We start from the raw sequence: 15,100 nt of genomic DNA on the forward strand, positions 1-15,100 counted from the left end.
GCCTTAAATACGTTGTGTATTAACGATACTATTCTCTGTACCAAAGCTGTTTGCAATGTATCCGTCAGCGTGATGATCGTTGTCCCAAATAGTACCATTGACTAAATACCGAAAATGAAACTGTTGATCATTGGGTAAACGCTGCTTTAGCTTAAAACACTGCTCCTTTTTATTAAACTTCATCGCCACAGGCTGCCAATCGGTAAATTCAGCAACCAACTGCACGTGATCTGCCTGAGGGTGCTGAAATTCAAAGGTAACTTCAGCTTCATTTTTGGTTTTAAAAAATCGTTTACTTAACATAGCGGGCTCCAACTAAACCTTAAGGTTAATTAATCCTTGCCACCGTGCCGTGCTCAACTACTCAACATATGCAGGGGGTTGTATTGTATTTATAACGTTTGTTAGTTAAACAAAGTTATATTGATGCTTTATGACAGTGCAATTAAATAAATACTGCACCGAAAGCGTGCAAGAAAATTGCAAATACTCATCTAGTTATAAGCAATTAAAATAAGAGCAAGAACTAAACCAAGTTTTAATGACTGTCTGAATTGTGAACTATAAAGTAGTTAACAAATAGCCAGGGGTAAAGTGAATTTATTTAATACTTAAGTTGAGTAAATACTCGACAACCACCAGCACTCTGGCGTTTAGAAAAATAAAAGTTCCTTTTACCAGGTTATTGTTAAAGAAATGTTTTGTTAGCTAGCCTAGCCACTGTACTTAATAATAAACTCATACAATTGGCAGCAAGTGGTTTAATTGAATAGCTACCCTTTTAGCTTACTCAGTATTACCTCCATTGCTATCATTGTTTTTTGTTATGGCATGAAATCCACAGCAATCGAGTATCACGATCAGAGCATTTGATACCGACACAACTCAACTTACAATGCCCGCTTGCTACAACCCAATTTTAAGCGGCCAGCATATAATCAGCAAAGATGAAACCAATTAGTTATTAAAGTAACAGATACACAATTTATAACAACCCATGCATCATCGCTGATAATGAACCTTTATTACCCTGTGATCATAGAAATTACATTCAAAATAGATAATAATACTCAGTAACTTAGTATCAAACCTTAGCCTTCCATGCTCAAAAAAAGTCTTTATTCTCTTATCACAGTGGCAATTTTAGCTGCGGTGATCATTATCAGTATGTCAATTTACACCTTGTACAGCAAAAAGAAACTCAGTGTTGATCCTAAACTAAAAGAAATATCGGGGATCGAATTTGATAAATTCAAGCGCTTGTGGGCAATAAATGATAGTGGTGATGCTCCAAAACTCTATCGCCTCAACGAAGACGGCTCGATCGCCAAAGAAGTACTGGTTACTAATGCGAAAAACATTGACTGGGAAGATATGACTCAGAATGATTTTGGGCACTTCTTTTTAGGGGATTTTGGTAATAATAAACAAGAACGGAAATGGCTGACGATTTATAAAATCGAGAACCCCATTGATATAAAAGGAAATACTACCGAAGCCGAAATCATTAAGTTCACCTACCCTGAACTAGATGGTAGTCCTGTTGCACCAGATCAACGTAACTTTGATCTGGAAGCATTTGTTGCGTTTGGCCGCCACTTATACCTATTTACTAAAAATCGCACTGAGCCGTTTGATGGTATCACCAATGTCTATAAAGTAGGCGATCATGCCGCTAATTTCGATGCAGAGTTAATCGACTCATTTAAAACCTGTACCACTATGGAAAAGCTTTGTTGGATCACCTCTGCGGCACTGAGCCCTGATCGTACAAAGTTAGTATTATTAGATTCAACAAGTATTTGGTTATTTGAAAATTTTTCTGGTGATAAGTTTTTCTCAGCAGACGTATCGCGAATAGATTTAGGGATTGTGACTCAAAAAGAAGCGATTACCTTTTATGATGAAAATACCATTGTATTCACCGATGAAGAATTTAAAGGAATTGGCGGTAACGCCTATGTTATTAAGCTAGATGAAGTAAAAAAAACTATCATTAACAAAAGAACAAAGGCGTCAGATTAAAATAAATCTATATCCGTGCTTTTATCGTTTAAGTCAATCAAGTTATTCTCTATTAACTGTTCATAAAAGCACACCCTATTTCGACCATTTTCCTTTGCGTAATAAAGCGCCTTATCCGCATTTTCCAATACAGTAATTGGAAAATCGTATGGACTGATGCGACACATGCCTATACTAACGGTCATATCCGCAACAAATGGAAAATGAGTATCTCTGATCATATCCATAAATTCATTCATTTTCTTTTCGATACACTCAAAATTGGTAGGTTCAAACACGATCACAAATTCCTCACCACCGAAGCGAAAAATCAAATCTGTAGAGCGCAGGAAATGACGCATTTTTTGTGCAAGTAACAATAAAACTTCATCACCACAAACATGACCAAAACTGTCATTTATTTTTTTAAAATGATCAATATCAAGCATTGCCAGCCAAGATGTTGAGCTGAGCTTACGCTTGCGATTTTCATCCGTTTTAACCGTCTTATGCTGTTTGATTACTTGCTTTTCAATTAGCTGTTTTATTTTTTTATCGAATGTTTGCCTATTTAGCAAACCAGTCAGTTGGTCCCGTTCATTTTCGTGCAAGATAAATAAATAATTTTCATAGATACGACAAAAAGCATTTAATAATACCTGATCCGCACTTTTTAAACCTTTACACACAATAGCAATAACGCCAATTGGTTTATCTTGCAAAGAAATAGGCAACCAACGTTTCTCTATGCCATCCGCTGACTGTACAGTAATAATGCAAGCTGAGCGCAAGCACGACAGCAGTTCAGACTCTGGGGAATCAACCACTTGACGTTGTGCCCACTCAAACTGATTATCATTTATTACTTTTAACGAGATGCTGCGTTCAATAGTTAAATCACTGTGTAAGTCTAAATCCTTATAAATCACAATTTCCGAACAGCCAACGAATTCTTGGATGGTCGAGATCAAGCTATATTCCAATGAATCTACATCACGGTTTTTAGTTATTTTAATAACTGAATTTAATAAGTTTTCTTCCATAAAGATCCTGTATTCAAGTGACTGAACATTCTTAATGATGATTAATTACCCATGGAAAACGTTATAAAAATATAAATTAAATAAAAACGTCAATAAAGTTCGGGATCATAATTACATTAACGAGTAAGAAAACCCAGTGCCAATAATAAGTGTAGTGCGTAAATATGTTTAGTCACCATAGAAAGTATGACATTCTGTATTTATCGTCAACTTAGCGTTTAAATTTTGTTTCTAAAATAACAGAGGAAGTCGTACGTTCAACCCCATCTAAGTTACCAATATCATCGAGTAAATGGCTGAGCTTTTCTAAATTCTGCGCTTGTACAACAGCGATTAAATCAAACTCACCACTAATAGCGTACAATTGTGAAATGGCATCGATTTGTTTAAGCTCTAAATTAGTTTTAGTGGTTAGTTTTTGCTTTACCTTAATCGATACATGGGCCGATACCATGGCAGTTAAATACGCATCGCCATAGTCAACACTGTATCCCTTTATCACCCCAGTCTCTTCTAGCTTTAACATTCTACTTTGCACCGTCGAACGCGATAAATTAAGTACTCTGGCCAGATCTGAAATACTCGCTCTGGCGTTAGTACGCAGTATAGAAAGTAGCTTTTCATCTTGAGGGGTTATCATATTGGTCATTCTCTTCACTATTTTGTATTTTATTTTAATCATTTTTCACAAAATAGCACTGCAAATTTAAACTTCGAACCAAGATAATAACGGGAGCAGACAATAAGAATTATTAAATCAATCTATTGCGGGTTAATAACGGCTTAATTAGCCCCTTTTATGCAATATCACTTTTTTCACTTTAAGCCAGATTTAGGTGTAACAAATGCAAGTAACAAGAGAATTATTCAACGACGTAATGGTGCCAAACTATAATCCATCAGAGGTGATCCCAGTTCGTGGTCAAGGCTCTCGTGTATGGGATCAAAACGACAAAGAGTATATCGACTTTGCCGGTGGTATTGCGGTCAACTGTTTAGGTCATTGTCACCCAGCGCTTGTGAGCGCACTTAAAGAGCAAGGCGAAAAAATTTGGCATTTATCAAATGTGATGACTAATGAGCCAGCACTGCGCTTAGCGAAAAAAATCACCGATGCCACTTTTGCCGATAAAGTCTACTTTGCCAACTCTGGGGCAGAGGCAAACGAAGCGGCACTTAAGCTAGCACGTCGTTTTGCGCTAGATGTTTATGGTGCAGAGAAAACGCAAATCATCGCCTTCAATAAAGGCTTTCATGGCCGTACGTTCTTTACGGTAACAGTGGGTGGGCAAGCAGCTTACTCTGATGGTTTTGGCCCTAAACCTGCAGCAATTGATCACTGTGACTATAACGACTTAGCGGCATTTGAAAAACTAATTAGTGATAAAACGTGTGCAGTTATGATGGAGCCACTGCAAGGTGAAGGCGGCATCATCTCGCCAACCAATGAGTTTATCAAAGGCGTGCGTGCGTTATGTGATAAGCACAATGCATTGCTTATCTTTGATGAAGTACAAACGGGCGTTGGCCGCACCGGTTCACTATACGCATACCAAGAGTTAGCTGTAACACCGGATATTTTAACCACAGCCAAAGCACTCGGTGGTGGTTTCCCTATTGGTGCGATGATCACCACAGCCGCAATCGCGGAGCACCTTAAAGTTGGCACGCATGGTTCAACCTACGGCGGTAACCCACTTGCATGTGCGGTAGCAGAAGCTGCATTTGATACTGTAAATACTGCTGATGTTCTTGCCGGTGTTAAACAACGCGAGCAACTATTTCGTGATGGTTTAAATGCAATTAACGCGCAATACGACGTGTTTAGCGAAGTACGCGGGAAAGGTCTATTATTAGGTGCGGTTCTTAACAGCAAATTTGCAGGACGCGCACGAGACTTTTTAGTGACCAGTACTAAACATGGCTTAATGAGCTTAGTTGCAGGAACCAATGTAGTTCGTTTTACACCTTCATTAGTGATCCCAATTGAAGACATTAAAGAAGGCTTAGCACGCTTTGAAAAAGCGGTTGCGGATGTTGTAAACGGTTAATCTAATTTAGCGCCCTGGCTGGGCGCTAATGGAGCACTTTTAAATGCACGTATTACGTCCTATCACTGCCAGTGACTTTGATGCACTCAAACAAATAGCCATTGAATCTGGTCATGGCTTTACTTCATTACCTGTCAATGATGCCCTATTACTTGAGAAAATTGAGCGCGCTGAGCGTAGCTTTGCGAAAGACATTAATCAACCTCAGGATGAAAGCTACTTATTTGTTTTAGAAGATAGCCAAACTGGTGAAGTAGTTGGCACAACCGCCATTGAAGCTGCTGTTGGCCTGACAGTTCCTTTATATCATTATCACCTTGGTAAAACCGTTCATCATTCACGCACGCTTAACGTCTATAACACCGTTGATATTCTCAGTATGTGTAATGATTACACCGGTTGCTCTGAAATATGCACCTTGTTTTTACGCGAAGATAGCCGTAAAGGACTGGCTGGGCGCTTTTTATCACGCTCACGGTTTTTATTTATGGCTCAGCACAGTGAGCGTTTTGCTGATACCATCATCGCAGAAATGCGTGGTGTGAGTGACGAGCAAGGTCACTCTCCTTTTTGGCAATGGTTAGAAGAACACTTTTTTAGTATCGAATTTCCACAAGCTGATCACCTTGTCGGTTTAGGCGATAAAGTATTTATCAGTGAATTGATGCCAAAATACCCAATTTACGCCAATCTATTGAGTAAAAAAGCGCAAGCTGTGATCGGCAAAGTCCATGAGAAAACTAAACCCGCACTCAAGCTACTTGAAAAAGAAGGCTTTGAGCACCGCGGCTACGTTGATTTATTTGATGCAGGGCCAACTGTCGAAGCCAAACTCGGCAATATTCGTAGCGTTCGTGAATCACTGGTGTGCCCAATTTCTATTGGTGAACTCGATTACGTTGACGAACAAAGCTCAGATACCTTGGCAATATGTAACCAAGGCGTCAGCGATTTTAGAGCCACGTTCACCAAGCACGCGCATTACAATCATGCTAAGCATACCTTAGTGATCAGCCACGCTGTCGCACACGCACTTAAATTAAAACAAGGGGATGCAGCACGATTCTTTCGTCTGTGATCTGCTTAAGGAATCGCCTTATGAGTACCACAACTCAACTTATTAATAACCAATGGCAAAGTGGCCTTGGTCACGACTTTACTTCGGTTAATCCGAGTAATGGTGAAACGATTTGGCAAGGTAAAACAGCCAGCAAAGAGCAAGTGAATGATGCTATTGCAGCGGCGCGCCAAGCGCAATTCACATGGGCACAAACACCTCTTAGCGAGCGAATTACTGTGCTGGAAAACTTTGTTGCCCAGTTAAAAGAGCACAGCGAAGAATTTGCTACAGTCATTGCCCGTGAAACCGGTAAACCATTGTGGGAAACCCGCACTGAAGTGGGTGCAATGGCCGGCAAAGTGGCTATTTCAATTAAAGCCCATCACGAACGCACGGGGACCACTGAAAACCCTATGCCAGGTGCCAAAGCGTTTATTCGCCATAAACCGCATGGTGTAGTGGCGATATTTGGCCCGTATAACTTTCCAGGTCATTTACCAAACGGTCATATAGTCCCTGCAATTTTAGCGGGTAACACTGTGGTATTTAAACCGTCAGAATTAACCCCATACGTTGCGCAGTTTACGCTTGAGCTGTGGCTAAAAGCAGGCTTACCCGCGGGTGTGATCAACCTCATTCAAGGTGAAGTTGACACCGGTATTGCCCTTGCCAGCCACCCAGGTATTGATGGCTTATTTTTTACCGGTAGTTCAAATACAGGGCACCTGTTGCACAAGCAATTTGCAGGGCATCCAGGCAAAATTCTCGCCTTAGAAATGGGCGGCAATAATCCACTGATCATCAAAGATGTGGCGGATATCAACGCTGCGGTACACGATATTATTCAATCTGGCTTTATTACATCAGGGCAACGTTGCACCTGTGCTCGGCGTGTCTTTATTGAAAACACAGCAAATGGCGATGCGATTTTAGCCAAACTCATCAGCGCCACTAAGAATATTAAAATTGCTGATAGCTTTAGCGAGGAGCAGCCTTTTATGGGCGCGATGATCAGCGAAAAAGCCGCCCTTGGTATGGTTAGCGCACAACAGCAGTTACTCGATATGGGTGCTAAATCACTGGTTGAGCTAAAGCACTTAAAACTAGGCACTGGCTTTGTAAGCCCTGGTATCATTGATGTAAGCAATGTGACAGGCATTCCAGATGAAGAGCACTTTGGACCACTAATAAAAGTGTACCGCTACACTGAATTTGACCATGCCATTGATGAAGCCAACAATACCTCGTTTGGTTTATCCGCAGGTCTATTGAGTGACTCAAGCGATGCTTATCAGCACTTTTTAAAGCGTATTCGTGCTGGCATTGTTAATTGGAACCGCCCTATCACGGGTGCATCGAGCGCTGCGCCATTTGGTGGTATTGGTGCCAGTGGCAATCACAGAGCAAGCGCCTATTACGCCGCGGATTACTGCTCATACCCTGTTGCCTCCGTTGAGGCAGACAAAGTAAATTTACCAGAGACCCTCGCGCCGGGCTTAATCATTGAATAATGACTAAATGGCTACAACCATTTTAACCAAATTAAGGAATTAAAAATGCACACAGATGTAAATGCCCTATTTGACAACCTATGGCAAAATTATTTATCCGTTACGCCTTCTGCTGTTAAGGTTCATGAATTACTCGGTTCAACGCAAAAAGATGATGTAATTAATGATCACATTGCATTAAGAACATTTAACCATGAAAAAATTGGGCTTGAAAAACTTGCCGCGCACTTTTTAGCCGTTGGCTACAAAGAATGTGGCGAATATCACTTTGAAGCTAAAAAGCTTTATGCTAAACATTATGAGCATAGCGATCCTACACAGCCAAAAGTGTTCATTTCAGAACTTTTAGTTGAGCAATGCTCACCAGAGCTACAAGCAATCGTCAATGATATGGTCGCGAATATCGATGCGGCAGCGGTGACTGCTGATAACTTTTTATATTCAGGTACTCACTGGCAGGTTAGCACCGACACTTATAAAAAGCTGCTTGCTGAAAGTGAATATGCGGCATGGATGTCAGCATGGGGTTACCGAGCCAATCACTTTACTGTGAGTATTAATGAACTGGCAAAGTTTGATAATATTGAAGCTGTAAACCAAGCACTTAAAGATGCCGGTTTTGCACTTAATACCTCAGGTGGCGAAGTGAAAGGTTCACCAGAGGTGCTACTTGAACAGTCATCAACACTTGCGGATGATTTTGCCGTTGAATTTAGTGATGCAAAAATGACGGTACCAAGCTGCTTTTATGAATTTGCCCTGCGTTATGCAAAAGCTGATGGTGAACTTTACACAGGTTTTGTGGCAGCCTCTGCCGATAAAATTTTCGAAAGTACCAATGCACGTTAATTAATTACATAAAGCCCGCAAGGGCTTTTTTTAAAAGACAAAATTAAAGTTTCTTGTTATTTTAATAATAACTAAAAGGAACTTGTATGAAAATTCTGCTACTCATTTACTTGGCTTTTATGCTGCCGAGCCTTGCCTATGCAAAGCAAGCTGTTACTTTTTTATCTTATGAATATTTTCTCACCGAAGAAGAAAAATCTATTGCTGATGAACGCTACCTTGCTGCTTTTACACAAGCACTCAGCCATAAATTTAAAGTAGAGCAATACACAACCAATGCCGCTCGGATGCTAAAGCAGCTCTCAACTCAAACCAATGTGTGTAGTTTTAACATATTGAAAACAACTCAGCGCGAAAAGCAATTTATTTTCTCTGCGATGCCTTCTTCTATGTTCCTACAACGCAGAGTATTTGGGTTAAAAGAAACACTTAAGGATTTGCCTGAACAAGTTTCAATTTCAAAGTTACTCGCAAATAAGTACACCTTTGCCACTCTTACATCTACTAGTTATCAAGAACTTGATAGCATGCTGGCCATGTACCAACATCAAATCGTGCCCATAATTGGTGCAGGTGATTTTTCCCGTTTAGCAAAACTACTCTTACACAAGCGTGTTGATATGATCATTGACTATGACATGAGTGTTAAACACTTTTTAACACCGCAGCAATATGCTGAACTAGATAGCCGTGAGATCATAGAATACCCAGAGTTCAATAGCGGCTACTTTGCCTGTAGCAGAACCCAAGTTGGCGCTGAAGTGATTGAGCAAATAGATGCACTCATGCAAAGTGCTAAAATGCACCAACCCATCAAGCAGTATCACTATGCTAGTTTTCAACCTGAAGTAGCTGCACGAATTATGACTATTTATAAGACCTATTATAAACCAGAGACTTATAATGATTAATATTACTTATCGACAAAATAAAAAACCGTCTTTACTTGTTTGATCTTTCTATTTCAGAAAGTAAACACTGGTTTTATTATAGTGGCGCGTCATTAATGGTGCTTCACTGTAGAGCCGTACTTCACAGTACAGTTCACTTAGCAGCGCATTGCCTTACATTTTGCACTTCACCACACGCAGCTGTTTTTGCGTCCAACTAAAAGAAGGTCCAGCTTTGACTTAGCCACAGCGGTGAAGTTGATTTTGTTGTCAGCCAAACAGCTAAGCGTACTATTTACATCCGCCAATTAAGCGTGGTGCGGATATTCGTGATGCACTTGAGTAGGCTGTAATGTATTTATTGATAACATCAACGAACTTGAAAAGTTTATTGCTTACAAAAACAAGTAGAGGGCTTAGTTCGCTTGAACTTTCGTAATGCAGATGCATTTGCTGACTGATTTTATCAAGTCCTTCGCTATGTGATACAAAAACGCAGTTACTCATTTCAACTGCGTTTTTTATTGCCTTAAAATAGAAAATAACCGCTATAAAAATAGCGGTTTATAATCATTCTCTAACTGTTCAAAAGATAAATTACCAATAAAGCGACCAAAACTGAGCCAGGTTGCTAAACCGCGTAGATCTTTAAAGTGCGGTGGCACAAACTTAGGATCTTCTATCACCCCTAAATCATGTAACTGCGATATTAGCCTAAAGTCATCAATGGAAATTTTACCTACTAATAACAGGGGTAATTGATCAATGCGGCCAAGTTGAATGGCGACACGGATCAAGTTATACACCAACACAAAACCTTTGATATAAGCAATGTCTTTAGTAAACGGTAAACCTGTCGCAGTACTACCACGGAAAACGCGTTGCGCAAGGGTGTAGCTTTCATCTTTACTTAATCCTTGCGCTACATAGTCACGGTAAATATCCACAAACTCAGCGCCGTCTATCACCTTAGTAACGGCTTGGATACGATTAACAAGCTTAGCTAACCGCCGTGGAGTTGATTTTAGGGTGATGATTTCCGTCAATACCGCAAGGCCTTCTTGGGTCACCGTTGAACTTGGCGTGCCTTTACTCAAACAGGTTAAATAAGGTTGTGCTAAACCATTTTGCGTGGTGCCAACATGGATCCAACCTTCATGGACTTCTAGAATATCGAGCTCACGCTGTGAAAATTTAACATCTTGATTAAGTTTAATATTGTTTGCACCTGCAGCGGCATCACTAACTATGCCGTCACTGATGATCACTTCAACATCGATACCAGGCATGCTGACGCTCACTTGCTCCGCAAGAATTTTAACCGCAGCATCGGCATCAATATTTTTTGGATCATCCGGTAAAATATCCGCAGCAAGGAGATTCTTAAGTGGCAGTTCGAGCATATTTGCAAGCTCTGACAACGATGGTTCACCCGCATGAAAAAGATCTTTAGGGTGACCAAACAATTCTACCGACAAATCATGAAACTCTGCGGTGCCACGATATTCAAGCATAGTGAGCACTGTTTTATATTCAGCACACATTTTACTCATATACTGAGTAATTGGGTTGAGTTGCCCGAGCTGGCTAATGATATTACGGTTTAAATCAGAGAACGCTTGGCGTAATTCACTGGGGACAAACCCTAGATCACGCTGCTGATAATAGGCTTTATCGACCAAAGGGTTCTTTTGGCATTTTTGCCTAAAAAACTCTTCTTTTATGCTTTTATCCCAATTAATCGCATCTAAAATACGGATCGGTGTTTGCAGGGCGATTAATCTATCTGATAATTCGCGAGTTTTAAGTAATAACGCCTTATCTATCATGCTCTAAGCTCATTAATGAATGAGCCTAGAGCATAGGCTAGATTTGCGCGTTTTCAAAGCAAATTATGGTGTATTTTGTAGATTAACTGAGCTTGTGAAATCAGTAATACGATTTATTATTTTGCCGTCTTTGTAAACCAATAATGTCGGTACTTTACTGATTTCATTATTGATAAATAAATCATTACCATAATCAATTGTTAAAGGGTGACTCACGTTAAACTTCTCTTTGTATTCTGTCACAGCCGCTTGATCTGTCCATAGTTGGCTAATTCTTGCTTCACTATCTACCCCTTGTTTAGCAAAAATATTCATTTGCTGTTGGGCTGCGACACAATTCTTTGCCATTTCCGGGCGCGTATCTGCTAAATACCAATCACACCAAGTTGCGGTATACAGGACCGCTTTTAAGCCTTGCTCTGGGATATTTAAAGCAATAGCTGTCTGCTTGTTGGCTTCATCTAACAAGCGTGTTTTTTCAACCACACCATCATGTGATAATAACCGTAATGTATTATCGAGCGCTTTATCTGCCTCGTGCCCTTGGAAAATAACTTTGCCCGTTTTATCCAGTAGCACATGAAAAGGTGTACCAATAAACTGATAATGTTGAGCAACCTTACCTGTATCATCCGTCATGATTGGCATGGTTAAATTAAAGCGTTTTTTCACCGCAGCAACTGCAGCGGGGTCGTCATTGAGATCAATATTGATTGCTATGGTATCAATCGTATCGCCATATTGTTCATAAGCATGTTGAAAATGCGGCATCTGCTGTATACACGGTTTGCACCAGGTCGCCCAAAATTTCAAATAAACAGGTTTGTTACCAACAATTTTGCTCAGCTCGAATAACTCACCTTGTTGATCTTTTAACACTAAGTCCTCTTCATTTGCCAACACGTTGTGAAAGCTTATAAAACAAAAAACGACCAAGAGCAGCGTAATATATTTAAATTTCATCATTATTATCCCTAAAATAAATAAACCATAGCATGGCAAGCCACTCGCCTAATTGTAAATTTGCGACAACGGCTAACTTTCCAACCAATTATTTGCACATGGTATAAACTAAATATAGCTGAGTTACGTATTATTGGCTGAACAACGTTATACAGGAGCAACAATGAAAAATGATATCGAAACAAAACAGATATTGTCGGTTTATGAACAAATTATTCAACATGGCGATGCCAATGAAGATGGCAAACATTATAAAGGATTAACCGCATTTTCTGATATTGATGGTTATACAATTTACCTTAAAGGCAGTGGCGTACTACTTAGCTTTGGTTTTCATAACACTTACCATCTCGATTATGAGCATGAAAAACACAAAGATGACTTTCTTAAAAAGCTGGCAAATATAATCAATGAGCTATAGCTAGGTATTACTAACGTAGCCAACGATTATAAATTATCCAAGATGATTTGATTGCCTCTTTGATGTTATAACAGTTTGTCGGACCCAGATGGTAAACCACCGTTTATTGATGATACTCAGGCTTAAAAATGATAGATTGCGGCAATTTATTATTTTGAGAGTCTTGCAATGTCAGAAGCCGTCGACAACGCCAACTCAACAAACGAAGCAAAACCATCGGGGTTATTTAACCGATTTTTAGCGTCTGTTGAGTTTTTGGGGAATATGTTACCCCACCCTATCACTTTATTTGCGCTATTTTGCGTGGCCATTATTTTATTCAGTGGCATCGCCGATTGGTTTGGCTTAAGTGCGATTGATCCTCGCCCCGTTGGCTCCGCAGGTCGTGAGCCTGATGGCGTTATTGAAGTCGTCAGCCTACTAAGTGCAGAGGGATTACAACGCATAGTAACAGGCCTTGTTACTAACTTTACTAACTTTGCCCCACTAGGCACCGTACTTGTCGCTTTATTAGGTGTCAGCGTCGCCGAGCATTCAGGTCTATTATCTGCGGCAATGCGTGGCATGGTTATGGGTGCCTCAAAGCGTTTAGTGACCTTTATGGTGGTATTGGCTGCGATTTTATCTAATACCGCATCAGAGCTTGGCTATGTGGTGCTCATTCCGCTAGCTGCTATGATCTTCCACAGTTTAGGCCGTCATCCACTCGCAGGCTTAGCAGCAGCTTTTGCCGGTGTATCGGGTGGTTATAGCGCCAACTTATTACTTGGCACAATCGACCCGTTACTTGCAGGTATCACCACACCGGCCGCGCAAATGATCGACCCCACTTATCAAGTGGGCGCTGAAGCAAACTGGTATTTTATGATGATATCGGTGTTGTTAATTGCAGTATTAGGTACTTGGGTCACTGAAAAAATTGTCGAGCCACGATTAGGCAAATATAACCCAGATGAGGCCAGCGCCGATCTAGCAGAAAATAATATTGAAGGTTTAACAGCCAAAGAAAAATCAGGCCTAAAATGGGCTGGTGTATCGTTATTATTAGTATCGCTTTTACTAGCGTGGACCATTATTCCAGCCGATGGCATTTTGCGTCATCCTGAAACGGGAGAATTTGCCCACTCGCCATTTTCAAAAGGGATCGTGGTATTTATCTTTATTACCTTTGGTATTCCAGGTTTCGTCTATGGTCGCGTTGTTGGTAGCATGAAAAACGACAAAGATGTGATCAACGCCATGAGTAAGAGTATGAGCTCGATGGGCATGTACATTGTATTGGTATTTTTTGCAGCGCAGTTTGTGGCGTTTTTTAAATGGACAAACCTAGGCACTATTTTGGCGATTAACGGTGCAGCCATGTTGCAAGCGTTAAGCCTAACGGGCCCTGAAGTGTTTGTATTATTTATATTAATGTGTGCAGTTGTTAACCTAAGTTTAGGTTCATCGTCAGCACAATGGGCGATCACAGCTCCTATTTTTGTGCCAATGTTAATGCTGATAGGCTACGCACCAGAAACCATTCAAGCGGCTTATCGTATCGGTGATTCAGTCACTAACTTGATCACCCCAATGATGAGTTATTTTGGTTTGATCCTCGCGGTTGCCACTAAATATAAGAAAGACATGGGAATAGGCACACTTGTAGCAACAATGCTGCCTTACAGTATGATTTTCTTTGTCGGTTGGGTTGCTTTGTTTTATTTATGGGTGTTTGTATTTGGTCTGCCTGTAGGGCCTGGCTCACCAATTTATTACACACCTTAATGACCGATAAATAATGCCAGCCTTTGCTGGCATTATTATTGAATATCCCTAACGAATTTGAAAAACTTAGCTATCTGGTTTAATAATATAGTAACTACTTATTATAATGGCTACATCACTCGCAACTTCAACGAGATCTAAGATTATGAAAATAGTATTTTTTATTATCACCTTTGCATGCTCTTTGATTAGCATAACGAGTTATGCGCAGCCACCCGCATCAACAGAAATAAAGTCCATTGCCTTAACTAATTATGCAAACCCGCAACAACACATTTATACCGCAGGACAGCCTAGTAAGGAGCAGTTTCAGCAGCTTGCAGAGCAAGGTATAAAGTATGTGATTAATCTACGCGGCGACGGAGAAAATAATTGGGATGAACAGGCTTTAGTGACCAATCTAGGACTGCAATACTTTTCACTGCCCATTTCATCAAAAGCCGATATCAATATTGAAAATGCAAAAAAGCTACAGCAATTATTAGCACATGTATCTGAGAGCCCAACATTACTGCATTGTGCAAGTGGTAATCGAGTTGGGGCACTGATTGCACTTTATAACGCAACAGAGCTTAACCAGCCAATTGAAGAAGCAATTGAAACAGGTAAACAATGGGGATTGAAAGGTCTTGAGCCTGTGGTAAGAGACGTAGTAGCAACTATAAAATAACATTTTAGCTATATTGAAATAGCCAACTATGACTTTAAATGG

14 protein-coding genes are annotated in these 15,100 nt (G+C 40.2%); 9 read left to right on the forward strand and 5 right to left on the reverse strand.

Going from position 1 to position 15,100, the window contains the following annotated elements; genetic code table 11:
- Nucleotides 1–3 precede the first annotated feature (3 nt).
- On the reverse strand, nucleotides 4–303 hold the full coding sequence (locus tag ACMVDV_RS20185; protein ID WP_304183762.1) for an isoamylase early set domain-containing protein: 300 nt from the start codon (nucleotides 301–303) through the stop codon (nucleotides 4–6).
- A gap of 798 nt (nucleotides 304–1,101) precedes the next feature.
- On the opposite strand from ACMVDV_RS20185, the gene ACMVDV_RS20190 reads away from it, so the two are divergent.
- Nucleotides 1,102–2,025 (forward strand): hypothetical protein, encoded by a 924-nt coding sequence (locus ACMVDV_RS20190; RefSeq protein ID WP_416159412.1) that lies wholly within the window; start codon nucleotides 1,102–1,104, stop codon nucleotides 2,023–2,025.
- Here ACMVDV_RS20190 and ACMVDV_RS20195 read toward each other — a convergent pair.
- Both ACMVDV_RS20195 and ACMVDV_RS20200 read right to left on the reverse strand, forming a co-directional pair.
- On the reverse strand, nucleotides 2,022–3,047 hold the full coding sequence (locus ACMVDV_RS20195) for a GGDEF domain-containing protein (RefSeq protein WP_304183766.1): 1,026 nt from the start codon (nucleotides 3,045–3,047) through the stop codon (nucleotides 2,022–2,024). The two genes, ACMVDV_RS20190 and ACMVDV_RS20195, sit on opposite strands and share 4 nt — an antisense overlap.
- 211 nt (nucleotides 3,048–3,258) lie before the next feature.
- Entirely contained in the window at nucleotides 3,259–3,687 is a 429-nt protein-coding gene (locus ACMVDV_RS20200; RefSeq protein WP_304183870.1) for an Lrp/AsnC family transcriptional regulator, read from the reverse strand.
- A gap of 205 nt (nucleotides 3,688–3,892) precedes the next feature.
- Between ACMVDV_RS20200 and ACMVDV_RS20205 the strand changes: the two genes are divergently transcribed.
- The 5 genes from ACMVDV_RS20205 to ACMVDV_RS20225 all read left to right on the forward strand — a co-directional run bounded on the left by ACMVDV_RS20205 (nucleotide 3,893) and on the right by ACMVDV_RS20225 (nucleotide 9,429).
- Entirely contained in the window at nucleotides 3,893–5,098 is a 1,206-nt protein-coding gene (locus ACMVDV_RS20205) for an aspartate aminotransferase family protein (protein WP_416159413.1), read from the forward strand.
- A 43-nt stretch (nucleotides 5,099–5,141) separates the two neighbouring features.
- Entirely contained in the window at nucleotides 5,142–6,176 is a 1,035-nt protein-coding gene (astA, locus tag ACMVDV_RS20210) for an arginine N-succinyltransferase (protein ID WP_304183768.1), read from the forward strand.
- 20 nt (nucleotides 6,177–6,196) lie between these two features.
- Nucleotides 6,197–7,669 (forward strand): succinylglutamate-semialdehyde dehydrogenase, encoded by a 1,473-nt coding sequence (gene astD / locus ACMVDV_RS20215; protein ID WP_416159414.1) that lies wholly within the window; start codon nucleotides 6,197–6,199, stop codon nucleotides 7,667–7,669.
- 45 nt (nucleotides 7,670–7,714) lie between these two features.
- Complete coding sequence (locus ACMVDV_RS20220) at nucleotides 7,715–8,518, forward strand: DUF1338 domain-containing protein (RefSeq protein WP_416159415.1); 804 nt, start codon at nucleotides 7,715–7,717, stop codon at nucleotides 8,516–8,518.
- A gap of 86 nt (nucleotides 8,519–8,604) precedes the next feature.
- Entirely contained in the window at nucleotides 8,605–9,429 is an 825-nt protein-coding gene (locus tag ACMVDV_RS20225; protein WP_416159416.1) for a hypothetical protein, read from the forward strand.
- Nucleotides 9,430–9,956: 527 nt separating this feature from the next.
- On the opposite strand, the gene ACMVDV_RS20230 is transcribed toward ACMVDV_RS20225, so the two are convergent.
- Nucleotides 9,957–11,237: a flavohemoglobin expression-modulating QEGLA motif protein gene (locus ACMVDV_RS20230; RefSeq protein ID WP_304183773.1), complete on the reverse strand. Its 1,281-nt coding sequence runs from the start codon at nucleotides 11,235–11,237 to the stop codon at nucleotides 9,957–9,959.
- A 63-nt stretch (nucleotides 11,238–11,300) separates the two neighbouring features.
- Nucleotides 11,301–12,203 (reverse strand): redoxin family protein, encoded by a 903-nt coding sequence (locus ACMVDV_RS20235; RefSeq protein ID WP_416159417.1) that lies wholly within the window; start codon nucleotides 12,201–12,203, stop codon nucleotides 11,301–11,303.
- Nucleotides 12,204–12,363: 160 nt separating this feature from the next.
- On the opposite strand from ACMVDV_RS20235, the gene ACMVDV_RS20240 reads away from it, so the two are divergent.
- The 3 genes from ACMVDV_RS20240 (at nucleotide 12,364) to ACMVDV_RS20250 (ending at nucleotide 15,058) form a co-directional block, all read left to right on the forward strand.
- A complete protein-coding gene (locus tag ACMVDV_RS20240) occupies nucleotides 12,364–12,621 on the forward strand; it encodes a DUF3081 domain-containing protein (RefSeq protein WP_304183778.1) in 258 nt (85 codons plus the stop codon).
- A 168-nt stretch (nucleotides 12,622–12,789) separates the two neighbouring features.
- Complete coding sequence (locus ACMVDV_RS20245; RefSeq protein WP_416159418.1) at nucleotides 12,790–14,388, forward strand: AbgT family transporter; 1,599 nt, start codon at nucleotides 12,790–12,792, stop codon at nucleotides 14,386–14,388.
- Between the two features lie 145 nt (nucleotides 14,389–14,533).
- Nucleotides 14,534–15,058: a fused DSP-PTPase phosphatase/NAD kinase-like protein gene (locus ACMVDV_RS20250; protein ID WP_416159419.1), complete on the forward strand. Its 525-nt coding sequence runs from the start codon at nucleotides 14,534–14,536 to the stop codon at nucleotides 15,056–15,058.
- The last annotated feature ends 42 nt before the right edge of the window (nucleotides 15,059–15,100 follow it).

Origin of the sequence: Pseudoalteromonas sp. ASV78, from assembly GCF_047806705.1 — a bacterium.
In the GTDB taxonomy this organism is placed as follows: Bacteria; Pseudomonadota; Gammaproteobacteria; order Enterobacterales; family Alteromonadaceae; genus Pseudoalteromonas; species Pseudoalteromonas prydzensis_A.